22 protein-coding genes are annotated in these 22,855 nt (G+C 67.0%); 16 read left to right on the top strand and 6 right to left on the bottom strand.

Annotated features, from left to right (window positions below; genetic code table 11):
- Window positions 1-76 precede the first annotated feature (76 nt).
- Complete coding sequence (locus BAU06_RS22585) at window positions 77-907, bottom strand: alpha/beta hydrolase (protein ID WP_066355880.1); 831 nt, start codon at window positions 905-907, stop codon at window positions 77-79.
- Between the two features lie 92 nt (window positions 908-999).
- On the opposite strand from BAU06_RS22585, the gene BAU06_RS22580 reads away from it, so the two are divergent.
- Together BAU06_RS22580 and BAU06_RS22575 are read left to right on the top strand one after the other, a co-directional pair.
- Window positions 1,000-1,896 (top strand): LysR substrate-binding domain-containing protein, encoded by an 897-nt coding sequence (locus BAU06_RS22580; RefSeq protein WP_066355878.1) that lies wholly within the window; start codon window positions 1,000-1,002, stop codon window positions 1,894-1,896.
- Window positions 1,897-2,090: 194 nt separating this feature from the next.
- Window positions 2,091-2,594 (top strand): hypothetical protein, encoded by a 504-nt coding sequence (locus BAU06_RS22575; RefSeq protein ID WP_066359588.1) that lies wholly within the window; start codon window positions 2,091-2,093, stop codon window positions 2,592-2,594.
- Window positions 2,595-2,692: 98 nt separating this feature from the next.
- Here BAU06_RS22575 and gltX read toward each other — a convergent pair whose 3' ends face one another.
- Complete coding sequence (gene gltX, locus BAU06_RS22570) at window positions 2,693-4,105, bottom strand: glutamate--tRNA ligase (protein ID WP_066355877.1); 1,413 nt, start codon at window positions 4,103-4,105, stop codon at window positions 2,693-2,695.
- A 58-nt stretch (window positions 4,106-4,163) separates the two neighbouring features.
- Here gltX and BAU06_RS22565 point away from each other — a divergent pair, with 58 nt between their 5' ends.
- Window positions 4,164-6,662 carry a bifunctional acetate--CoA ligase family protein/GNAT family N-acetyltransferase gene (locus BAU06_RS22565; RefSeq protein WP_082993788.1) on the top strand — a complete coding sequence of 833 codons (2,499 nt, stop codon included), beginning with the start codon at window positions 4,164-4,166 and terminating at the stop codon, window positions 6,660-6,662.
- Here BAU06_RS22565 and BAU06_RS22560 read toward each other — a convergent pair.
- Both BAU06_RS22560 and yjgA read right to left on the bottom strand, forming a co-directional pair.
- Window positions 6,655-7,338 carry an alpha/beta hydrolase gene (locus BAU06_RS22560; protein ID WP_066355876.1) on the bottom strand — a complete coding sequence of 228 codons (684 nt, stop codon included), beginning with the start codon at window positions 7,336-7,338 and terminating at the stop codon, window positions 6,655-6,657. The genes BAU06_RS22565 and BAU06_RS22560 overlap by 8 nt on opposite strands.
- 22 nt (window positions 7,339-7,360) lie before the next feature.
- A complete protein-coding gene (gene yjgA / locus BAU06_RS22555; RefSeq protein WP_066355874.1) occupies window positions 7,361-7,900 on the bottom strand; it encodes a ribosome biogenesis factor YjgA in 540 nt (179 codons plus the stop codon).
- Between the two features lie 60 nt (window positions 7,901-7,960).
- Here yjgA and pmbA point away from each other — a divergent pair, with 60 nt between their 5' ends.
- The 11 genes from pmbA to erpA all read left to right on the top strand — a co-directional run bounded on the left by pmbA (window position 7,961) and on the right by erpA (window position 17,818).
- On the top strand, window positions 7,961-9,325 hold the full coding sequence (gene pmbA / locus BAU06_RS22550; protein WP_066355873.1) for a metalloprotease PmbA: 1,365 nt from the start codon (window positions 7,961-7,963) through the stop codon (window positions 9,323-9,325).
- Between the two features lie 285 nt (window positions 9,326-9,610).
- Window positions 9,611-10,762, top strand: a complete 1,152-nt coding sequence (locus BAU06_RS22545) for an ABC transporter substrate-binding protein (protein WP_066355871.1) — start codon at window positions 9,611-9,613, stop codon at window positions 10,760-10,762.
- Between the two features lie 95 nt (window positions 10,763-10,857).
- Window positions 10,858-11,739 carry a branched-chain amino acid ABC transporter permease gene (locus tag BAU06_RS22540; RefSeq protein WP_066355870.1) on the top strand — a complete coding sequence of 294 codons (882 nt, stop codon included), beginning with the start codon at window positions 10,858-10,860 and terminating at the stop codon, window positions 11,737-11,739.
- Between the two features lie 6 nt (window positions 11,740-11,745).
- On the top strand, window positions 11,746-12,612 hold the full coding sequence (locus BAU06_RS22535; protein WP_066359586.1) for a branched-chain amino acid ABC transporter permease: 867 nt from the start codon (window positions 11,746-11,748) through the stop codon (window positions 12,610-12,612).
- The gene (locus BAU06_RS22530; RefSeq protein ID WP_066355867.1) at window positions 12,605-13,390 is read left to right on the top strand and encodes an ABC transporter ATP-binding protein; all 786 of its coding nucleotides are present in this window, start codon (window positions 12,605-12,607) and stop codon (window positions 13,388-13,390) included. Before BAU06_RS22535 ends, BAU06_RS22530 begins: the two co-directional genes overlap by 8 nt.
- On the top strand, window positions 13,387-14,097 hold the full coding sequence (locus BAU06_RS22525) for an ABC transporter ATP-binding protein (RefSeq protein WP_066355864.1): 711 nt from the start codon (window positions 13,387-13,389) through the stop codon (window positions 14,095-14,097). Before BAU06_RS22530 ends, BAU06_RS22525 begins: the two co-directional genes overlap by 4 nt.
- Before the next feature lie 311 nt (window positions 14,098-14,408).
- A complete protein-coding gene (gene rplM, locus BAU06_RS22520; protein ID WP_066355861.1) occupies window positions 14,409-14,837 on the top strand; it encodes a 50S ribosomal protein L13 in 429 nt (142 codons plus the stop codon).
- A 9-nt stretch (window positions 14,838-14,846) separates the two neighbouring features.
- Window positions 14,847-15,239: a 30S ribosomal protein S9 gene (rpsI, locus tag BAU06_RS22515; protein ID WP_066355857.1), complete on the top strand. Its 393-nt coding sequence runs from the start codon at window positions 14,847-14,849 to the stop codon at window positions 15,237-15,239.
- A 224-nt stretch (window positions 15,240-15,463) separates the two neighbouring features.
- Entirely contained in the window at window positions 15,464-16,528 is a 1,065-nt protein-coding gene (gene argC, locus BAU06_RS22510) for an N-acetyl-gamma-glutamyl-phosphate reductase (protein WP_066355854.1), read from the top strand.
- 48 nt (window positions 16,529-16,576) lie between these two features.
- Window positions 16,577-17,335 (top strand): DUF6776 family protein, encoded by a 759-nt coding sequence (locus tag BAU06_RS22505; RefSeq protein ID WP_066355852.1) that lies wholly within the window; start codon window positions 16,577-16,579, stop codon window positions 17,333-17,335.
- Between the two features lie 111 nt (window positions 17,336-17,446).
- The gene (erpA, locus tag BAU06_RS22500) at window positions 17,447-17,818 is read left to right on the top strand and encodes an iron-sulfur cluster insertion protein ErpA (protein ID WP_066355850.1); all 372 of its coding nucleotides are present in this window, start codon (window positions 17,447-17,449) and stop codon (window positions 17,816-17,818) included.
- 127 nt (window positions 17,819-17,945) lie between these two features.
- Here the strand turns inward: erpA and BAU06_RS22495 are convergent, their stop codons facing one another.
- Both BAU06_RS22495 and BAU06_RS22490 read right to left on the bottom strand, forming a co-directional pair.
- Window positions 17,946-19,064, bottom strand: a complete 1,119-nt coding sequence (locus tag BAU06_RS22495) for an anhydro-N-acetylmuramic acid kinase (RefSeq protein WP_066355849.1) — start codon at window positions 19,062-19,064, stop codon at window positions 17,946-17,948.
- A 26-nt stretch (window positions 19,065-19,090) separates the two neighbouring features.
- The gene (locus BAU06_RS22490) at window positions 19,091-20,509 is read right to left on the bottom strand and encodes a M23 family metallopeptidase (RefSeq protein WP_415834850.1); all 1,419 of its coding nucleotides are present in this window, start codon (window positions 20,507-20,509) and stop codon (window positions 19,091-19,093) included.
- A gap of 148 nt (window positions 20,510-20,657) precedes the next feature.
- Here BAU06_RS22490 and tyrS point away from each other — a divergent pair, with 148 nt between their 5' ends.
- Window positions 20,658-21,887, top strand: a complete 1,230-nt coding sequence (tyrS, locus tag BAU06_RS22485; RefSeq protein ID WP_066355848.1) for a tyrosine--tRNA ligase — start codon at window positions 20,658-20,660, stop codon at window positions 21,885-21,887.
- A 56-nt stretch (window positions 21,888-21,943) separates the two neighbouring features.
- A complete protein-coding gene (locus BAU06_RS22480) occupies window positions 21,944-22,597 on the top strand; it encodes a YbhB/YbcL family Raf kinase inhibitor-like protein (RefSeq protein ID WP_066355847.1) in 654 nt (217 codons plus the stop codon).
- Window positions 22,598-22,855: the final 258 nt, after the last annotated feature.

Below are 22,855 nucleotides of genomic sequence, written 5' to 3'. Positions count from 1 at the left end.
TCGTCGCCCCGGCCATGCTCTCTATATATATAGATATAGGCGCGCGAAGCGGGTAATCGTCCGGGACCGGGGCGGCTCAGTCCGGAAAGCTGCGCCGGTACCAGCCGTGGATGGCGGCGGCGCTTTCTTCCCAGCCCCGTGCGTACATCATGCAGTGGGGCAGGCTGGGCAGCAGGCGGTATTCGAAACCGTAAAGGTCCGCCACCGCCTTGTCCTGTCCGGGGGGATGACGTTCGGCATCGTCGTCGCCGGCCTCCAGGCAAAGGCCCGGCGCGTTCACCGCATGCGGCGGTATCTCCAGCCGCAGCAGATAGCGGTCGTTCATGGCTTCCGCGCTTTCGGGGCAAAGGCGGATCGCGACGGCGGCCACTTCGTCGCGGGTCATTTCGCCGGTAAAGCGGCGCCGTATGGCCTCCAGTCCAGGCGGTGGCCTGCTGGCATCGGGGGGAACGGGCGGCAACGCCCGCGCGCCGGGGACGTTGCGGGGCGGCGAAGGGGCCATCAGTACGACGGCGGCGACTTCCCGCACGGTGGCCGCGTACAGCACGGGCAAGGCGCCCATGCTGTGTCCCGCCACGATGACAGGGCCTTCGATCAGATCCATGGCCTGGGCGACGCAGCGGCCGTAGTCGCGCACGCCGTAGCGATGGAACTCCGGGGTTTGCGGCAGCCAGCCATGGCCGGGAAGGTCCAGCGCGGCGCAGCCGATACCGTGCGCCGCGAAATATTGCAGATACGCGGCATAGCACCAGGCGCCGTGGAAGGCGCCCGGCACGAAGAGCAAAGAGGGGCGCGCCGGGGCGCCCCGCGCGCCTATCACCAGGCGGCCTTCGCCTGCCGCCTGCGAAGGCAGGCGGTCGACCACGTCGAAGTCCGGCAGGGCAAAGGGCGTGGAGAGTGTGTCCATGCGGCGAATGGTAGGGCCCGCGTTCCGATCAGAAAAATTTATTTTTTCTATTCGATAATAAGCCCGGCAAATACCTCGGAGCCTTTCCTTTCATGAGCCAGCTTCCGGATCTGTCCATCACGCATTACCGGCATTTTCTGCTGGTGGCGGAGCTGCGCAGCTTCCGCGCCGCGGCCGCGCGCGCATTCCGCTCCCAGCCCGCCCTGTCGCTGTCCATCCGCGAGATGGAGCAGCGCCTGGGCCAGCCGCTGTTCGAGCGTGGCGCGCGGGTCACATTGACGCGCTTCGGAGCGTCCTGCCTGCCGCTGGCCCGCGAGCTGGTCGATCATCACGACAGGGTCGCCATGAGCCTGGGCGGCCTGGCGCGCAGCGAAACCGGCCTGTTGACGCTGGCGGCGGTGGCCACGGCGGCATGGCTGTGGATACCCGAGGCAGTGGCACGCTACCGCGCGACGCATCCAGGCGTGGCCATGCGGCTTTACGACGACAACTCGGAAGGCGTGGAGCGCATGGTCCTGTCGGGGCAGGTGGAACTGGGCATATGCAGCCCGGTGCTGCGCGACAAGCGGCTGGCCTTCGAGCCGCTGTGGCGCGACGAATTCGGCCTGGTGTGCCGGAACGATCATCCCCTGGCGGGCCGGTCATGGGTGACATGGAAAGAGATCGCGGCGCTGCCGCTCATCGGTACGGTGGCGCATCGGCAACTGGCCGGCCACCGTGCCGCCGCCTTCATGGCGGATACGCCGCTGTTCGTGTCGCACATGATGTCGCTGACGGCCATGCTGGAACGCGGCGTGGGCGTCACCGTGCTGGCGGAGCTCGGCAAACCGCCGGATGCGCGCAGCCTCGCCTTCGTGCCGCTGCGCCGGCCGCGCATCGGCCGCTCGTTGGGCATTACACGCCTGGCGGGGCGGACCTTGTCGCCCGCGGCGTCCAGGATGGAGGCGCTGCTGCGCGACCAGGCCGCGCGCTCGCCGCACGCCGCCTGATCGCGTGCGCGTTTGCCCGCGCCATCTCCGCCGTGCGGCCGGGATGTTGCGCGGTTCGCACAAAAGCCATGGCAAGCGCGCTCGCGACGGGCATGGACATTGCGTCTTGCCGCGGCGGTATTCAGAATCGAGATGTCACACCGATGCGTTTTTCCCGCGCAAATGCGGACATCTCGGTGGTCTGTGAGGATTTCATGAGCAGTGCGTTTTCGCGTTACGCCGGCGTTGCCTGCGCCGCGTTTATTCTGGCGGGTTGCGCGACCAGGAAGGATTCGCCGCACCCCGCGTCCCAGCCCGCGCCACCCCCCAAACCCGTCGCCTGCGCGGCCAGCTCCGGCGCCGATGCGCTGGCCGGAACCTGGTATTCGGTGACCACGCCGCGCGGCGTGGCGGGCACGCAGCAGACCGTGATGGTGCTTTCGCCGGATGGCAAGATGCGCTATCAAACGCAGCTCAAGATCCGCAACAAGTCGCGGCCCGGGCTGGACGAAACGGGCTGCTGGTCCTTCGCCAACGGCGTCTACACCATGCAGACCACGGAATCCAACGGCGACCCGGTCGATCCCTCGGACCCGATCTACACCAACCGCTACAAGGTGGAAAGCGTGAACCAGGCGACGCTGGTGCTGCGCGAGCAGAAGCCCGGCGGGGAAGTGCTGAAAGCACGCAAGATGCCGCCGGGATATTTGCTGCGTTAGCGCGCCGGGGCCTGGCGGGCAAACCGCACGCCCCGGTACGCTTCGCCCGATACGCGCGTCCCCTCTGGCGCGGACCGCCCTGGCTGGATGCGACCGACTCAGCCCAGCGCCCGCTGCAGCCGTTGCAGGACTTTCTCCTTGCCCAGCAGGGCCAATACCGCATCGATGGCGGGCGTCTGCGTCTGGCCGGTGACGGCCACGCGCAGGGGGATCGCCAGCTGCGGCATTTTCATTCCCCGGGCGGCCAGCACACGCTTGATCGCGGCGGACAGGGCCTCTTTGGTCCATTCCGCGGCGCCTGCTTCCGCCGCGAATGCTTGCAGGGCCTCGCGGGCCGGTTCGGTCAGGTGCTGGGCCGCGAGTTCGACGGGCGCGCCGGCGTAGGGGCCGCAGAACAGCATCGCGCCGTCGGCCAGTTGTTCCAGCGTTTCGGCCCGGTCCTTCAACAGCGCCATGACGGCGGGCAGGTCCGCCGCCGCGGGATCGCCGCCGCGGCGGGCGATACGCGGGGCCACGCGCTGCGCCAGGTCGGCATCGGCCAGCTGCCGCAAATAATGGGCGTTGACCCAATTCAGCTTCTTGGGATCCCACTGCGAGGCGGACTTCGACAAATGCCGGGTGTCGAACCACTGCACCAGCTGCTCGCGGCTGAAGAGTTCGTCGTCGCCGTGGCTCCAGCCCAGGCGGGCCAGGTAATTGATCATGGCTTCCGGCAGGTAGCCGTCCTTGTCGTATTCCATGACGCTGACCGCGCCATGCCGCTTGGACAGTTTTTCGCCGTCGGGCCCCAGGATCATGGGCACGTGGCCGTATTCCGGCAATTGCGCGCCCAGCGCGCGCAGGATGTTGATCTGCCGGGGCGTATTGTTGACGTGGTCGTCGCCCCGCAGGACGTGCGTGATGCCCATGTCCCAGTCGTCCACCACGACGCAGAAATTGTACGTGGGCGTGCCGTCGGGGCGCGCGATGATCAGGTCGTCCAGCTCGCCATTGTCGAAGCTGATCGGTCCCTTGACCATATCGTTCCAGCTGGTGACGCCGGTCAGCGGGTTCTTGAACCGCACGACGGGCTGGCGGCCTTGCGGCACGGGCGGCAGGGTCTTGCCCGGTTCGGGGCGCCAGGTGCCGTCATAGCGGGGCTTCAGTCCCTGGGCGCGGGCGCGTTCGCGCATGGCTTCCACTTCCTCGGGCGTGCAGTAGCAGTGGTAGGCGGTGCCGGCGGCCAGCATCTGGGCCACGACTTCGCGGTAGCGGTCCATGCGGCGCATCTGGTAGAAGGGGCCCTCGTCGGGTTGCATGCCCAGCCAGTCCATGCTGTCCAGGATGGCCTGCACCGCCTCGGGCGTGGACCGCTCGACGTCGGTGTCCTCGATGCGCAGGATGAATACGCCGCCGTGGTGGCGGGCGAAGGCCCACGAGAAAAGCGCCGTGCGTGCGCCGCCCAGATGCAGGTAGCCGGTGGGCGAAGGGGCGAAGCGGGTGCGGACGCGGGAATTGGAAGTCTGAGTCATCGGAAAGGCCGGCGGTTATATTGCGCGATGGCGGCATTTTAGAATAGGGTGGCAGACCATGCTTCGACACGCGCTGGCTTCTCTGTTCGATCCGCGGTCCTTGCTCATCATCGCGGACCGGCCCCTGCCGGGCACGGCCTCGCTGCCCGCGGGGCTGCGCGCGCGCACGACTTGCCTGGCATGCCCGCCCGGCGTGGCGCCCGACATTCCCGACACCCTGGCCGGCCTGGACGAGGGCGAGCGCCCCGATCTTGCACTCCTGTGCGTGGCGCCCTCGGTCTTCGCCGAAACCCTGCGGCGGTTGACGCCCCGCGCGCCGCGCGCGCTGATCGTCCTGCCGCATGAACAGCCGGATCCCTATCCGCGCGGGACGGTCGCCCTGTGCCAGGCCTGGGCGCAGGAAAACCGCTGCAAGCTGCTGGGTCCGCGCGCCTTCGGCGTGCAACGTCCCCATGCCGGCCTGAATTTCAGCCAGCATCCCACCCTGGCGCGCGACGGACGCGTCGCGCTGGTGGCGCAGTCGCGCTCCATCATCGCCGCCGTCATGGACTGGGCGGAAGACGCGCAAATCGGCTTTTCGACCGCCATCGCCCTGGGCGACGAAGCCATCGTGGGACTGGGCCCCGTGCTCGACTACCTGGCCACCGACCCTCGCACCGACAGCATCGCGCTGTATCTGGAAGACGTCGGCCCCGCCCGTCCGTTCATCAGCGCCCTGCGCGCCGCGGCCAGCGCCAAGCCGGTGGTGGTGCTTAAGGCCGGCCGCGGCGGCGGCGACGATGCCGTGTTCGATGCCGTGCTGCGCCGTGCCGGCGCGGTGCGGGTGCGCTACTTCGTGCAGCTGTTCTCGGCGCTGAAGGTACTGGGCTATGCCCGCCGCCCACGCGGTCGCCGGGTCGCCTTGTTCTCCAATGGCAGCGGTCCGCCGCAGCTCGCGCTGGATCTGATCGGCCCGGACGCCGCCGTGTCGCGGGCCGAGCTGTCTCAAGCGACCGTGCAGGCGCTGACGGGGCTGCTCGAGCCGGGGTGCGCGGTGGGCAATCCCGTCATCACCCACGCACCCTTGACGCCCGACACCGCACAGGCGGTATTGGATGCCTTGATCGACGACGCCGGCGTGGACGGCGTCCTGGTGCTGCTGGCGCCGGACGCCTTGGCGGACCTGCGCGCGGTGGCCGAGCGCCTGGCGCAGATCGCGCCCCGCGCGCGCAAGCCCATCGTGTCCTGTTTCATGGGCGATGCCGGCATGCGGCCCTTGCGCCGCATGCTGGACAATGCGGGCACTTCGGCCTTCCGGACGCCGGAATCGGCCGCCGATGCCTTCGGCGTGCTGTCCACGCACTATTACAACCAGCAACTGCTGCTGCAGTCGCAGCCCCCGCTGCCGCAGGGCCCGCAGCCCGTGCCGGGCGCGGCGCAGGCCATCGTGGACGCCGCGCGCCGCGATGGCCGCCATGCCCTGGCGCCCGCCGAGGCCCGCGACCTGCTGTCGACGTACCTGGTTCCCATACAGGACGCGATGCCCAGTGGAGCCTTCGAGCCCTTGTCCCGTCCGATGGCCATACGTGTGCATCGGGATGCGCGCTTCGGCCCGGTGATCCGTTTCGCGGCGGGCGGCCCGGACGCGGTGCTGAACGCCGCGGACCGCGGCATGGACCTGCCGCCGCTCAACGGTTTCCTGGCGCAGCAACTGATAGAGCGCAGCAGCCTATGGCGCAAGGTGCTCGCGCACCGCATGGGCATCGCGGCCTTCGAGACCCTGCAGCAGGTGCTGGTGCGCATATCCGAACTGATTACCGACGTGCCGGATATCGAGACGCTGGAAATCGATCCGCTCTATGCCGGCGAAGCGCGCTTGTACGCCCGCTCCATGCGGGTGGGGTTGACCGCGCAGCCGGCTGCCCAGTGCGTGCACCTGGGCGGCTATCCGCACATGGCCATCCATCCCTATCCGGCGCGGCTGGTGCAGGTGCTGCGCTTCGACGATGGCACGCCGTGGATCGTACGGCCCATCCGGCCCGAAGACGCCGATGCCTTGCAGGGCTTTATCCGGGAATTGTCGGAGCGGTCGCGCTACATGCGCTTCGTCTCGATGATGCGCGAGCTGACGCCGCGCATGCTGGCGCGCTACACCCAGGTGGACTATGACCGCGAGCTCGCCCTGGTGGCGACCACCGAACTACCCAATCCCGCCCACCGCGGCCACCGCCACGACGCCGTGATCGGCCTGGCGCACTACCTGCGCAATCCCGACGGACGCGGCGCGGAGTACGCCCTGGTAGTGGCCGATGCGTGGCAGGGGCGCGGCCTGGGCCGCCGCCTGATGAGCATGCTGATCGACGCCGCGCGCGAGCAGGGCCTGGAATATATAGAAGGGCTGGTGCTGGCGGACAACCGCCCCATGCTGCGGCTCATGACGAGCCTGGGCCTGAAAAACGATCCCGACCGGGACGATCCATCCATGCGGCGGGTGTGGCTGGACCTGGGCCGTCCCCACGGGGCGCGCGCGAACGCCGCCGTGCCGGGCGTCGGTACGCCCGGCGTGCGGGCTACTTGAGTACCTGCAGCAGGAATTCCCGGATATCGGCGACTTCTTCGGCGCACACCGAGTGTTGCATGGGATAGGTGTGCCAGCGCACGTCGTGGCCCAGCGTACGCAGCATGTCGCGCGACGCGGTGGCGCGGGCGATGTTCACCACGGGGTCGTAGTCGCCGTGGGCCAGGAAAATCGGCGTGTCGGCGTTGGCCGCCTGGCGTTCCGCGGCGGCCAGGTCCAGCAGGGGCAGATAGCCGGACAGGCCCATCATCCCGGCCAGTTTTTCCGGCAGCCGCAGCCCCGTGTGCAGCGTGACCGCGCAGCCTTGGGAAAATCCGGCCAGGACGATGCGCGAGGTCGGAATGCCGCGGGCGTTTTCGCGTGCGATGAGGGCGCGCACGGCGGCCTCGGAACGGCGGATGCCGGCCGCGTCCTCCTGGCGCACCAGGTCCATGACCAGGATGTCGTACCAGGAGCGCATGTGCATGCCGCCGTTGATGGTCACGGCCTGCACCGGCGCGTGCGGGAAGACGAAGCGCACGGCGGGCGCGGCGGGCAGCCGCAGTTCCGGCACGATGGGCGCGAAGTCGTTGCCGTCGGCGCCCAGGCCGTGCAGCCAGATGACCGCGTGCGTGGGGTTGGGGCCGGTTTCGAGCTCGATGCTGTCCAGCAGGTCGGGGGTGGAGTCTGCGGTCATGGCGTGGGCCTTGGTCACTGGGTCAGGGCTGCAGGGTCTTGAGGGCCTGGAACAGGGCGCGATAGTGCTTGCGCCTGGGCTCCTGGCCCTGGGCCAGGGCGGCATTGGCGCGCGCTTCCTTGCGCGCTTCGCGGATCAGGGTGCGCAACTGCTGCGCGTCCACGCCGGGGTTGCGCGACAGCAGTTCGGTCAGGACGGCATCGTCGTCCAGCAGCCGGTCGCGCAGGTTTTCCAGGCGATGCATCGAGGCGGTTTCCTCGCGCGAGCCGTTCTCCCAGGCGTCCAGCTGGCGGCGGATGTCGTCGGCGGGCGCGTCGCGCATCAGCTTGCCCACGTAATGCGTCTGCCGCCGCAGGCCTTCGCGGCTGGTGGTGCGCTGGGCTTCGCGGATGGCGTCGTACAGGCGTTCGGCCAGCGGCAGCTGGCGCAGGCGTTCGGGCGAAAGGGCGATCAACTGCTTGCCCAGTTCCGTCAGGGCAAGCATTTCGCGCTTGACCTGGGATTTGCTGGGGCGGTCGTAGCCGTCGTCCTCGTCGGCCGCGGACTCGGTTATTTCTGACATTGTTGGAACAGCGGATAGGCGGACTTGGCTATGATACCTGTCTCTCTCAAGCGAGTTTCAATGGTCACCTATTCCTCCTCCCTGCCGGTCGCCGAAAACCACGCCCGGTTCAGTGAACTGGTCCAAAGCGTCCTGGACCATGCGCGCAAGGTCGGCGCGAGCGACGCGGTCGCGGAAGTCTCCGAAAGCCTGGGCCTGTCGGTATCGGTGCGCAAGAACGATATCGAGACCGTGGAGCAGACGCGCGACCGGTCGCTGGACGTCACGGTCTATGCCGGCCAGCGCCGCGGTTCGGCGTCCACTTCCGATTTTTCCGAGGCCGCGCTGCGGGAAACCGTGGAAGCCGCCTGGCACATCGCCAGCCACACGGCCGAAGACCCGGCCGCCGGCTTGCCGGACGAAGATCTGCTGGCACGCCAGTACCCGGACCTGGCGCTGCATTATCCCTGGGCCATCGGCACCGAGGAAGCCGCCGAACTGGCCCTGCGCGCGGAGCGCGCGTCGCGCGCCGTGGATCCGCGCATTACCAATACCGAGGGCGCTTCGGTCGGCACCTTCGAAGGCCAGTTCGTCATGGGCAATACCCGCGGCTTCCTGGGCGGCTATCCCTATTCGCGCCACAGCCTGTCGGTGGCGCCCATCGCCGGCCGTGGCAACGGCATGCAGCGCGACTACTGGTACAGCAGCGAACGCGATGCCCGCAACCTGGCCGATCCCGAAGCCGTCGGCCGCTATGCCGCCGAGCGCGCGCTGTCCCGCTTGTCCGCCCGCCGCATCCGCACCGGCAAGTTTCCCGTGCTGTTCGAGGCCCCCCTGGCGCTGGGCCTGCTGGGGGCGCTGACGCAGGCCGCCAATGGCGGCGCCCTGTATCGCAAGGCCAGCTTCCTGCTCGATAGCCTGGGCAAGCCCGTCTTCGCCGACCATATCGACATCGCCGAGGATCCGCACATCGCCGGGGCCATGGGCAGCTCCCCCTTCGACGACGAAGGCGTCGTCACGCGGGCGCGCGACGTGGTCACGGGCGGCGTGCTGCAAGGCTATTTCCTCTCCACCTATACGGCCCGCAAGCTGGGCATGCGCACCACCGGCAATGCCGGCGGTTCGCACAACCTGACGCTGCGTTCGCGCCTGACCGATCCCGCCGACGACCTGCCCGCCATGCTCAGGAAAATGGGCACCGGATTTATGGTGACGGAGCTGATCGGGCAGGGCGTCAACTACGTCACCGGCGATTATTCCCGGGGCGCATTCGGCTACTGGGTGGAAAACGGCCAGATCCAGCACGCCGTGCAGGAAGTCACCATCGCCGGCAACCTGAAGGACATGTTCCGGCAGATCGTCGCCGTCGGCGCCGACACCATTGCCCGCGGGACCAAGTCCACCGGCTCGATCCTGATCGAGCAGATGGCGATCGCCGGGGCATGACGGCCGGCCCGGTGCCGCCGGCAGCGGTGGCCCGGCCGCGGCGATGCCAGGCCGGTGCGCGGGGCATCGTGCCCGGCTTGCCGCCCACCGGGGCCGGCGATGCGGCGAAAAGGTCGCGTTTTACCGGCCTTTCGGCGGGTAATGGGGTTGCAACCCGCAACAAATCTGGCAATTCGAGTAATAATGGCGGACTTGTCCGCGCCGGCCCGGCCGGCACGGGCCTGCTCATCCAGCGAGGCGCAGACCCTCGCGCAGACATATAACGCCCGTGAGAGAGGCTTTCCCATGAAGACGACATACACCCTGTTGGCGGCCGTGGTCGCCAGCGCCATCCTGCCCGCCGCCCACGCGGCCGAGATCAAGCTGGGCGTGGCCGAGGCCCTGTCCGGCGGCGCCGCCCAGTACGGCATCTCCATCCGCAACGGCTTCCAGCTGGCCGCGGACGAGATCAACGCCGCGGGCGGGATCAACGGCAACAAGATCGCCCTGGTCATCGAAGACGAACAGGGCAAGAAAGAAGAAGCCATCAATGTCTTCAAGAAGCTGATCTTCCAGGACAAGGTCCTGATGACCTTCGGCCCGACGCTGTCGAATTCCGCGCAGGCCGCCGATCCCATCGCCCAGGCGGCCAAGACGGTCGCCTTCGGCACCTCGAATACGGCCGACGGCATTACCTCCATCGGCAACTACATCTTCCGCAATTCGGTCACCGAAGCCGACGTGCTGCCGGCCACGCTGACCACCGTCAAGAACAAGGTCGGCCTAAAGAATGTCGCCGTGCTGTACGGCAATGACGACGTCTTCACCAAGAGCGGCTACGACAACTTCAAGAAGGCCCTGGAAGACCTGAAGATCCCGGTCACCACCACGGAAACCTTCGCCAAGGGCGACGTCGACTTCAAGGCCCAGCTGACCAAGATCAAGGGCACCAACCCGGACGCCATCGTGCTGTCCGCGCTGCTGGCCGAGGGCGGTCCCATCATGGTGCAGGCGCGCCAGCTGGGCCTGAACGTGCCGGTCATCGGCGGCAACGGCATGAACTCGGTCAAGATCTTCGAACTGGCGCCGGGCGCCGCCTCCAACAATCTGTGGATCGGCAGTCCCTGGTCCATCGAGAACAAGACGCCCGAGAACACCAAGTTCATCGACGCCTACAAGGCCAAGTACAACATCGCGCCGGACCAGTTCTCGGCGCAGGCGTACGACGCCATGTACATCGTCGCCCAGGCGCTGAAGAAAGTGCAGCTCAAGGGCGACCTGGCCGCCGATCGCGCCGCCGTGCGCGACGCGCTGCCCGACGTGCAATGGACGGGCGCCACCGGCCCCTTCAAGTTCCGTCAGGCCAAGGACCGTGCCGGCAAGCCCGCGGGCTACGACGCCGAGCAAGCGCCTATCGTCAGCAAGACGGAAAACGGCAAGTACGTCATAGAAAAGTAAATCCTGTGCGCGAGCGCGGCTGAACGCCGCCTCCGACGCCTTGCAGGCTGCGCCGGCCGCGGCCCGCAAGGCGTTTTCGATTCGGAAGTCCCGGTATGTTGGAACAACAATTCGTCAATGCCCTGTCGCTGGGCTGCGTGTACGCCCTTTTCGCCCTGGGATTCACGCTGGTCTTCGGCGTGCTGGGCATTATCAACCTGTCGCATGGCGCGGTTTTCATGGTCGGCGCCTATGCGGCCCTGTCCATCATTACCAAGCTGGGCATTCCGCTATGGATCTCGCTGGTCCTGACCTTCGTGGTGGCCGGCGCCCTGGGTGCATTGATCGACTGGCTGGTATTGAAGCCCCTGCGCCGGCGCAATGCGCCGCACCTGATTCCCATGATCGCCACCATCGGCGTGGGCATCGTGCTGAATAACGGCATCCAGGGCATCTACGGCGCCAACAATCTGCGCTTCCCCCCGGGCGTGGTGCCGGACGACACCCTGGTCGTGGCCGGCATCCATGTCACCGCGATCGAGCTGGCGATCATCTTCCTGTCCTTCGCGCTGATGGCCGTGCTCATGGTGGTGATGCGGCGCACCCAGTTCGGCCGCGCCTTGCGCGCCATCGCCGAATCGCCCAAGGCCGCCTGGCTGCTGGGCATCAACGTGGAACAGCTGTTCCTGTTGACGTCCTTCCTGGCCGGCGGGCTGGGCGGCGTGGCCGGCCTGCTGATCGGCCTGTATTCGAACGCGCTCTATCCCCTGATGGGCCAGCCCATGCTGCACAAGGGCATCGCGGTCATCATCCTGGGCGGCATGGGCGACATCCGCGGCGCGATGCTGGGCGGCCTGTTCCTGGGCTTCGCCGAGGTGCTGTCCGTGGCCTACATCGGTTCGACCATGCGCGATGCCGTGGCCTTCGGCCTGCTTTTCCTGATCCTGCTGGTGCGCCCCCAGGGCCTGTTCGGCAAAGTGGTGCAACGCAAGGCCTGATTGATCATGAATGCATTCGATAGTTTCTGGGCCATCTACGGCAATGTGGTGCTGACGCTCGGCACCAACGCCCTGCTGGCATTGTCGATCTGGCTGACCCTGGCGTGCGGCATGCTCGCGATGGCCAACGCGGCCTTCATGGGCATCGGCGCCTATACCGCGGCCATCCTCACGATGAACTACGACGCGCCGTTCTCCGTGGCCCTGGCTGGCGGCATGGCCGCTCCCGCCGTGGTGGCCGCGCTGATCGGCCTGCCCACGATACGGCTGTCCGGGGTTTATCTGGCCATGGCCACCCTGGGCTTCGGCGAAGTCGTCCGGGTCACCGTCCTGAATACCGAATCGCTCACCGGCGGCGCGCTGGGACTGAACGGCATCCCGCAGTCGACGCAGTGGTGGCATGTGGCGCTGGCGCTGGCGCTCGTGCTGCTGGTGCTGTGGCGCGTGCGCGTATCCAAGCTGGGCCGCGCCTTCGACGCGATACGCGGCGACGAGACCGCGGCCGGCCTGATGGGCATCAATGTCCGGGCCAACAAGATGCTGGCCTTCATCCTGGGGGCGATGATCGCCGGGCTGGCCGGCGCGCTCAACGCCCACCTGACATTCTTCATCGGCCCGGGCGAATACGGCTTCGACCGAGGCGTGGAGATCCTGACCATGGCCATCCTGGGCGGCATCGGCGGGCTGCCGGGGCCGGTGGTGGGCAGTGCCATCATTACGCTTTTGCCGGAAGTGCTGCGCGGCTTCAGCGATTTCCGGCTGGTCGCCAATGGATTGATTCTCGTGCTGATCGTGCTATTCCTGCCGCAAGGCATCTGGGATCCGGCGCGTTTCGCGCGCTGGATGCGCAAGGGGGGCGGGCGCCATGCTTGAGCTCTCTTCCATTTCCATGCGTTTCGGCGGCCTGCATGTGCTGCAGGACGTCAATCTGCACGTACCCGAAGGCGCCATCTTCGGCCTGATCGGGCCCAATGGCGCCGGCAAGACGACGGTATTCAACATCATCACCGGCCTGCTGCGGCCCAGCGGCGGTAAGGTGCGTTTCGCCGGACAAAGCCTGATCGGATCCGCGCCGCACCAGATCACGCGAGCCGGCATCGCGCGTACCTTCCAGAACATCCGCCTGTTCAAGGAAATGACGCTGCTGGAAAACGTCGTGGTGGGCGCCTATCGGCATATGCATTACGGCGTGGCCGGGATGCTGTTCAGCCTGCCCGGTTTCCGCCGGCACGAGGCCAAGGCGCGCGAGCGCGCGCTGGAGCTGTTGTCCTGGATGCGCCTGGACCACAAGGCGCACGACCTGGCCGATAACCTTTCCTATGGCGAGCAGCGCCGCCTGGAGCTGGCCCGCGCGCTGGCCACCGAGCCGCGCCTGCTGTTGCTCGACGAGCCCGTCGCGGGCATGAATACCGGCGAGCGCGCCGAGCTGATGCGCGAAATCGAAGCCATCCGCGCCCGCGGCTATACCATCCTGATGATCGAACACGATATGCGTTTCGTCATGGGGCTGTGCGAGACCATCGCAGTCCTGAACTTCGGCAAGATCATCACCAGCGGTCCGCCCGAGGCCATCCGCACCAACGAACAGGTCATCGAGGCCTACCTGGGCCGCGACGACGAAGAGGACGCCGCGCGGGAGGTGCACGCATGACCGCCATGCTGGAAATCCGCGGCCTGGAAGTGAACTACGGACATATCGAGGCCGTGCGCGGGGTGGACATGACCCTGCGATCGGGCGAGATCACCGCCCTGGTGGGCGCCAACGGCGCGGGCAAGTCCACCACCCTGCTTGCCCTGTCCGGCCTGCTGCCCAAGGCCAAGGGCGCCGTCATTTTCGAGGGCGAGGACATCACCCGCCTGGCGCCCCACCAGATCGTGGCGCGCGGCATCGTGCAGGTCCCGGAAGGGCGGGCCATCCTGACCACCATGACGGTGCGGGAGAACCTGGAGCTGGGCGCCTACCGGCGCGGGCGCGCCGAGACCGGCACCGACCTGGAGTACGTGTTCAACCTGTTCCCGCGGCTGAAGGAAAGGCTGGACGGCATCGCCGGCAACCTGTCGGGCGGCGAACAGCAGATGCTGGCCATCGGCCGCGCCCTGATGGCCAAGCCGCGCCTGCTGCTGCTGGACGAACCTTCCATGGGCCTGGCCCCGATCGTGGTGCAGGAAATCTTCCGCGCCCTGCGGGCCATCAACGCCGACGGCCTGACCCTGTTCCTGGTAGAGCAGAACGTCCGCCAGGCGCTGAAGATCGCCGGCCATGGCTACGTGCTGGAAAACGGCGCCCTGGCGCTGTCGGGCACGGGCCGGGAACTGCTCGGGCATCCCCGGGTGCTGGAAGCGTATCTGGGCGCCTGAATCCGCGCGGCCGGGACGCCGCCGGAGCGGCGGCGCCGGCGTGCGATAGCCGCACCCGGGACGGAACCGGGCCCAGGGCCAGGGCCATTCCGCGCCGGCCGTGGCGGCCGGGCGGCCGCGTGGACGGGCCCGTTACAAATCTCCTTCCGCCGTGTCGCTCAATTTTTGAGCGATTTCGTGCTAGAATCGACAGCTTTCCCTCATTTCCACCAGCACGGGCGGCTGATAACGCTTAGGCAGGTCGAAAAAACGCGAGGGAAAAACACCCCGGCCGATTTCCGGCGGGTGAACATATTCATTCAGGAACCATCATGAAGACCTTTGTGGCAAAGCCGCACGAAGTCAAGCGTGAGTGGTTTGTGATCGACGCGAAGGGCAAGGTCCTCGGTCGTGTGGCCAGCGAAGTCGCACACCGTCTGCGTGGTAAGCACAAACCCGAATTCACGCCTCACGTCGATACGGGCGATTACATCGTCATCATCAACGCGGCGGACATCGTCGTCACCGGGAACAAGTCGCAGGACAAGAAGTACTTCCGCCACACGACGTACCCGGGCGGCATACGCGAGACCAATTTCGAAAAGCTGCAGCAGCGCTTCCCGGGCCGTGCCATCCAGAAGGCGGTCAAGGGCATGCTGCCGAAGGGTCCGCTGGGCTATGCCATGATCAAGAAACTGAAGGTGTACGCCGGTGCCGAGCATCCGCACACCGCCCAGCAGCCCAAGCCGCTGGAAATCTAAGGAATCGCCATGATCGGTAACTGGAATTACGGAACCGGCCGCCGCAAGACGTCGGTGGCCCGCGTGTTCCTCAAAAAAGGCACGGGCAAGATCGTCGTCAACGGCAAGCCCGTCGACGAGTTCTTCGCGCGCGAAACCGGCCGCATGGTCGTGCGTCAACCGCTGGAACTGACCGGCCACCTGGAATCGTTCGACGTCAAGGTCAACGTCCACGGCGGCGGTGAATCCGGCCAGGCTGGCGCCGTGCGCCACGGCATCACCCGCGCCCTGATCGATTACGACGCCACGCTCAAGCCCGCCCTGTCGCAGGCCGGCCTGGTCACGCGCGATGCGCGAGAAGTCGAACGTAAGAAAGTCGGCCTTCGCAAGGCACGTCGGCGCAAGCAGTTCAGCAAGCGCTAATGTCCAGCAAAAAGGCCGCGAAAGCGGCCTTTTTGTTTATGGGGCGGACCCGGACGGGTCGATGCGGAACCGTCCAGTCCGATCCAGCGGGGTGGGGCGGCGGTGTCGTTCCTTCCCTGGAGTGAAAATATGGGCCTACCGGCGTATCGGATTGGTCCATGGGGCCGCCAGGCGCGGCGATACAATTCCCATTCGTCCTTCGGAACCAGCAGGAACCAGCAATCATGGCACAAGCATCCAGCGCACGCGTCAAGGTCGGCATCGTAGGCGGGACCGGATATACCGGCGTCGAGCTGCTGCGCCTGTTGTCCCAGCATCCCAACGCGGAGCTCACCGCCATCACGTCCCGCAAGGAAGACGGCATGCCGGTCGCCGACATGTTCCCCAACCTGCGTGGGCGCGTGAAGCTGGCGTTCTCCACGCCGGAAAAAGCGCCGCTGGGCGACTGCGATGTCGTCTTCTTCGCCACGCCGCACGGCGTGGCGATGGCGCAGGCGCAGGCGCTGCTGGACGCCGATACCCGCATCATCGACCTGGCGGCGGACTTCCGCCTGCAGGACACGGCCGTGTTCGAGAAGTGGTACAAGATGCCGCACGCCTGCCCGGCCATCCTGAAAGAAGCCGTGTACGGGATCCCGGAAATCAACCGCGCGCAAGTCGCCAAGGCCCGCGTCGTGGGAAACCCCGGCTGCTATCCGACCACGGTTGCGCTGGGCCTGGCGCCGCTCCTGGAAAACGGCGCCCGGCTGGTCGACACGCAAACCCTGATCGCCGACTGCAAGTCCGGCGTCTCCGGGGCGGGCCGCAAGGCTGAAATCGGCCTGCTGTTCTCCGAGGCCAGCGACAACTTCAAGGCCTATGGGGTGGCGGGGCATCGCCATCATCCCGAAATCTCGGAACAGCTCGAGCGCCTGGCGGGCGGCAAGGTCGGGCTGACCTTCGTGCCGCATCTGGTGCCCATGATCCGCGGTATGCACTCCACCATCTATGCCCGGATCCTGCCGGATGCGCGCGGCACCGACTTCCAGGCCTTGTACGAGAAGCGCTACGAAAACGAGCGCTTCGTCGATGTGATGCCTGCCGGCAGCCTGCCGGAAACGCGCTCGGTGCGCGCTTCCAACGATTTGCGTATCGCCCTGCACCGGCCGGAGGGCGGGGACCTGCTGATCGTGCTGGTGGTGCAGGACAACCTGGTGAAGGGCGCGGCCGGCCAGGCGGTGCAGAACATGAACGTGATGTTCGGCCTGCCGGAAGACACCGGGCTGGGTCAGGTGGCCGTTCTCCCTTGAAGGCCGTGGCCGGCGCAGGCAAGGTTGGCCCATGAGCGGGCGCCCGGTATGACCAGGCAGGATCCGGACGAACCGGTCCAGGCCGGGCCGGATGCCCGTTCCGACCGGGGTTTTCGGCTGGGCCTGATCGCCGGCGCGGTGGGCGCGCTTGTGACGGCCGCCATCCTGGCGGCCATCGTCGTCCTGCTTTGGCCCGCCAGGCAGGGGGCATCGGCCCAGGAACAACTGGCGGCCTTGCAATCGCAGGCGGCGCAGGATCAGGCGCAGGTATCGGCCCTGCGCGGCCAGCTGGCCGCATCCGACGCGGAACTGGCCGTGGAACGCGCGGCGCGCCGTACGCTGGAAGACTCCGTGGCGGCACTGCAAGCCCAGGCCGGGCAACTGCGCGACCGGCTGGCGTTCTACGACCAGCTGTTTCCCGCCGGGCCGGCGGGCACCGTCTCGATACGCGCGGTGGAAATCGCCCGCGTGCCGGCCGGCCTGCGCTATCGCGTGCTGCTGATGCGCAGTGCGCGGCCGGGCCTGGCTCCCTTCGTGGGCAGCCTGCGTTTCGTCGCCAAGGGGGCGCGCGATGGCGAGCAGATCGGCCTGCCACTGGCCCCGCTGCAGGCCGCGGCCGCGGCCGAGGCGCCCCCGCAGGCTGCCGTTACGGAAGCGTCGCCCCTGGTGCCGCTGGAGGTCGACCAGTATCGCAACAGTGAAGGAATCCTGGCGGTGCCGCCGGATTTCACCCCCACCGAAGTCACGGTAGAGGTGATCCAGGATGGCGCCGTCCTGGTGTCGCAGCAGGCGCCGGTCGCATTTTGATTCGCCGGGGCGCTGCGCTATAGTAAGACCAAATCAGGGCGGTATTGGACGCCCTTCACGGATTGGACAGGCCCGGAGCGGGCCACGCCCCTAGTGGGCAGGAGTCAGGAAATGAACGCAGTAACCGAAACCGTCGATCTGCAGTCGGCACCGCCGACCCCGCTGATTTTCACCGATGCCGCCGCAGCCAAGGTCAAGGATCTGTTGGCCGATGAGGGCAACCCCGAGCTCAAGCTGCGTGTGTTCGTGCAGGGCGGCGGATGCTCCGGCTTCCAGTATGGCTTCACCTTCGATGAAGTCGTCAACGAAGACGACACGGTGCTGGATAAAGCGGGTGTGCAGCTCCTGGTGGATCCCATGAGCTTCCAGTACCTGGTCGGCGCAGAGATCGACTACAAGGAAGACCTGGAAGGCGCGCAGTTCGTCATCCGCAACCCCAACGCCACCACCACCTGCGGTTGCGGGTCGTCGTTCTCGGTATAAGGGCGGCTCCGGGTCCGCTCGTCCGGCGGCGGGGTCAGGTAGCGAGACCTGGCGCGCCACGGATGGAATCGAAAACGGGCGCTTGTCGGCGCCCGTTTTTCTTTGCTCGCTGCCCGGGGAAAACGCCTCAGGCGGGATACAGCGCCCCCAGCACCCGTGCGCCGCGGGCGCCCGTTACCTCGGGCAGGCCCGCCGCGATGCGGTGGACATGGGCATAGGCCAGCCAGGCGAAGGCCAGGGCTTCCACCGATTGCGCCGGGATGCCATGGTCGTCCGTGACGGCGACCGGGCGATTCAGGCATTCCGCCAGGTCGCGCATCAGGCCGCCGTTGCGCGCCCCGCCGCCGCATACCAGGACTTCCCGTGTGCCGGGTGCCTCCCGCTCGATGGCTTGCGCCACGGTACGCGCGGTGAACCGCTGCAGGGTGGCCTGGATATCCTGCGGCGTCAGGCGCCGGCAATAGCCATCCCAGGCATTCAGCCGGCTGTCCAGCCAGGCGGCATTGAACAGATCGCGCCCGGTGGATTTCGGCGGCCGCTTGGCCAGCCAGGGTTCGCTGGCCAGCAGGTATTCCAGGATGTTGTCGTCGACCTTGCCGGCGGCGGCAAAGCGGCCATTGTCGTCGTAGTGCTGCCCGGTGTGCCGCCGGCACCATTCGTCCAGCAGCATGTTGGCCGGCCCGGTGTCGAAACCGGTCACCGGCTGTCCTGGCGCCAGCAAGGTCACGTTGGCGATGCCGCCCAGGTTCAGCACGGCGCGCGGGACATCCGCCGCGAAGATCGCGGCATGGAAGGCCGGTACCAGCGGTGCGCCTTGGCCCCCCGCGGCCACGTCGCGCGTGCGAAAGTCCGCCACCACCGCGATACCCGTGCGTTCGGCGAGCAGGGCGGGGGCATTCAGCTGCAGGGTGTAGCCCAGGTCCGGCCGGTGCCGTACGGTTTGCCCATGCGCGCCTATGGCGGTGACATCGCCCGCGGTCACGCCCGCGTCGCTCAGCAGGCGGGCCGTGGCGTCCGCGTACGATCCGGCCAGCGCCAGCGAGGCCAGTGCCGCACGTTCCAGTTCGTTGTCGCCCGGGGCGTTCAGCGCGAGAAGCGCCTGCCGCAGCTCGTCGGCCATGGGCAGGCTGGTTTCGGCCAGCACCGCTGGCCGGCCGTCCGGCGCGATCCGCGCCAGGACGCCGTCCACGCCGTCGGTGCTGGTGCCCGACATCAGTCCGACATATAAACCGGCTGCTGTCGTCATGGGCCTGCCCCGATGGTCCGCCGGCTTCAGTTGCCGGCCGCGCTGGCCAGCGTGGTGCCGGGCATGGATTGCTGGAACTGCGCCAGCATGTTCAGCTGCTGCTTGTAGACGCCGGTTTCCTGGGCAAAGGCGGTCTTGTCCTTGCCTTCCAGCGCCTGGGCGACCGGCAGGTCGACGGACAGCGGGTCCACCGGCTTGTCGTTGATGCGGAACTCATAGTGCAGATGCGGGCCGGTGGCCCAGCCGGTCTGCCCGACATAGCCGATGACTTCGCCCTGCGCGACGCGCACGCCTTTGCGGATGCCGGGCGCGATACGGCTTTGATGCGCGTACAGGGTAGAGAACTTGTTGTCGTGCTTGACGATCACCACATTGCCATAGCCGCTTTGCACGCCGGCGAACTCCACTTCGCCATCCGAGGTGCTGTGGATGGGCGTACCGGTGGGCGCCGCGTAGTCGACGCCCTTGTGCCCCGTCCACGTCTTGTGGATGGGGTGCATGCGCATGCCGAAAGTCGAGCTGATACGGCTGAACTTCAGCGCGGTGCGCAGGAAGGCGCCGCGCAGGCTCATGCCGTCGAAGTCATAGTACGAACCCGTGCCGCCGCCCGGCGGCGTGAACCATACCGCCGTGTACAGCTTGCCCTGGTTCTGGAATTCCAGCGCCAGCACCCGGCCGGCGCCGGCGTAGCGGCCGTCGTGCGAGCGCGTTTCGTACACCACGCGGAACTGGTCGCCCTGGCGCAGGCTGCGCAGGAAGTCGATCTTGGCGCCCAGGATATCGGCCATCTGCAGGGTGATGGAATCCGGAATGCCCGCCGCATCGGTGGCGGCGAACAAGGAGGACTCGATGGTGCCCATGGCCACGCGGACCTGGCGGTCCGTGTCTTCGGTCATTTCCTGGGCGGCGTAGCCATCGGCCTTGGGTTTGACCTCCAGGAACCGCGTGACGATCTGCCCATCCGATTCATTTCCCGGCGTGTGGATGTAGCGCAGCCATACCAGATTGCCGTCGCCGTCGGTGGCCGCCTGTACCGAGCGCCCCGGGTACAACTTGTAGATGCTGCGGGCGCTGGGGTCGTGCGTCAGGAAAGCCTGCAGGGCATCGCTGTCCAGATGCAGGCGCTGCAGCACGGCCGCCAGCGTATCGCCGCGCCGGATGCGCGTCTCGTTGATAAAGGGGGCGGAAGACCCGTCGCTGACCTGGTAATCGTCCGGCGACAGTGCCATCACCTTTTCTATCGTCCGCGTGGGCGGTAGATCGGCGGCGTCCGGATGCTGCACCATACCGACGGCGGCGGCAGCGGCGAACAGGCCCAGCGCGGTGGCGAGCGCGGCCGCGCGGAGGATTCTGGAACGGCGGGAGGGGAATGCGGAATCGGGCAGGGTGGGGAGCGCAGCGGATAGCGGGCCGCCGGTCCCGGTTTCTTTGGACCCTGTAGTCATCTTGTGAAAAACCCTGGGGCCACGGTGCCCCCTATGACAGTTGCGTATGATTAGGGCGGTATCCTAGCCGATTCGGCTAGAATTTTCGACAACTTTTGTGCTTTTTACCTCCTTGTCATCGTCCGGGCGGGTTAAGCCGTCCCTCAATATGCCCCAATCCGAAGCTCCCATTACCCCCGAGGTCGAGGCCGACCTGCGCATCGCCAAGCGCGGCTGCGACGAATTGCTCGTCGAGTCCGAATTCGTCCGCAAGCTGGCGCGCAGCCGGGCCACCGGCGTACCGCTGCGCATCAAGCTCGGCCTGGACCCCACCGCGCCCGATATCCACCTGGGCCATACGGTCGTGCTGAACAAAATGCGGCAGCTGCAGGACCTTGGCCATACGGTGATCTTCCTGATTGGCGACTTCACCTCCATGATCGGCGACCCCAGTGGACGCAACAGCACCCGTCCCCCTTTGACGCGGGAGCAGATCGAGGCGAACGCGAAAACGTATTACGCTCAGGCCAGCCTGGTGCTGGACCCGGCCCGCACGGAGGTCCGCTACAACTCCGAATGGTCGGACCCTCTCGGCGCCCGCGGCATGATCCAGCTGGCCTCCCGCTATACCGTGGCGCGGATGATGGAGCGCGAGGATTTCACCAAGCGCTTCAAGGGCGGCATCCCCATCTCGGTGCACGAATTCCTGTATCCCCTGATGCAGGGCTATGACTCCGTGGCCCTGAAATCCGACCTGGAGCTCGGCGGCACGGACCAGAAGTTCAACCTGCTCGTGGGCCGCGAGCTGCAAAAGGAGTACGGCCAGGAACCCCAGTGCATCCTGACCATGCCGCTGCTCGAGGGCACCGACGGCGTCGAGAAGATGTCCAAGTCCAAGGGCAATTACATTGGCATCTCCGAGTCGCCGGGTTCGATGTTCGGCAAGCTCATGTCCATTTCGGACACGCTGATGTGGCGGTATTACGAGCTGCTGTCCTTCCGTTCCCTGGACGATATCGCCGCCTTGAAGGCGGCCACCGATGCCGGCCGCAACCCGCGCGATGCCAAGGTGGAACTGGCGCAGGAAATCGTCGCGCGTTTCCACGGCGTCCAGGCCGGCCGCGATGCCCTGGCCGAATTCGAGGCGCGTTTCCGCGATGGGGCGATTCCCGAGGACATGCCCGAGGTCGCCGTGGCCGGCGCCCCGCTCGGCATCCTGAAGGTCCTGCGTGAAGCGGGCCTGGCCGCATCGGGCGCCGAAGCACAGCGCAACGTCGAACAGGGAGGTGTCCGCGTCAATGGCGAGAAGGTGGAAGACAAATCGTTGCAATTGTCCGCGGGCGTCTACGTGATCCAGGTAGGAAAACGGAAGTTCGCGCGTGTTACCTTGGCGTCGTAGGGAATTTTCCAGCGTCGCCCACGACCCATCCTTTTAGTTTGCAAAGGAGGCATGCCATGAAGCTAGCGAGCTTGTCTTTTTCCGATAACGAGTCCATCCCTGAGCGCTATGCCTTCGCGCGGATCGACCCGCAGTCGCATGTCGCGCTGGCCGATAACTTCAATCCCCAGTTCTCGTGGGATGACGTGCCGGATGGTACCCAGTCTTTCGTCATGATCTGCCATGACCCCGACGTGCCCAGCAAGCCGGACGACGTCAACCAGGAAGGCCGCGTCGTGCCGGCGGACCTGCCTCGCGTGGAATTCTTCCACTGGGTGCTGGTGGACCTGCCTGCGGATATGCGCGAAATCGAGGAAGGCGCTTTTTCCAACGGTATTACGCCTCGGGGCAAGGGCGGGCCGCTGGCGCCGCACAACGCCCGCCAGGGAATCAACGACTACACGGGCTGGTTCGCCGCCGATCGCGACATGAGCGGCGACTACTTTGGCTACGACGGCCCTTGCCCGCCGTGGAACGATGCGCTGGTGCACCACTACATCTTTACCCTGTACGCCTTGAGCGTCCCGCGGGTGGAAGTGGAAGGCACGTTCAACGGCAAGCAGGTGCTCAGCGCCATCCAGGGCAAGATCCTGGCGCAGGCATCCGTCACGGGGACATACACCCTTAACCCGGCCCTGGCTCCCAAGGTCATCGGCACGACCTCGGCGTGATGGCCGGCGGGACGCCGCCGCCAGGGCCCCTGGCGTCCCGTCCGCCGGCATCCGGGCTCATCCAAGGGCGCCGCCTGTGCGGCGCCCTGTCTTTTGCCGAAGCCGTTTCGGCCGCCATGCCGCCCCCGCAGGATGAACGATGCTCAAGCTGGCATGAGCCGGTTTTCCCGCGCTGGCGCCTTCCCCGCGGAAAATGCTCCGCAGGGCACTTCCAGCCCGTCAACCGGGGGAAATGCGCCGTAAGCGCACGGTAAACTA

Source organism: Bordetella bronchialis (assembly GCF_001676705.1).
GTDB classification, from domain to species: domain Bacteria; phylum Pseudomonadota; class Gammaproteobacteria; order Burkholderiales; family Burkholderiaceae_B; genus Bordetella_C; species Bordetella_C bronchialis.
Note: the sequence above shows the minus strand (reverse complement) of the source record. Positions and strands in the feature narration are given on the sequence as shown.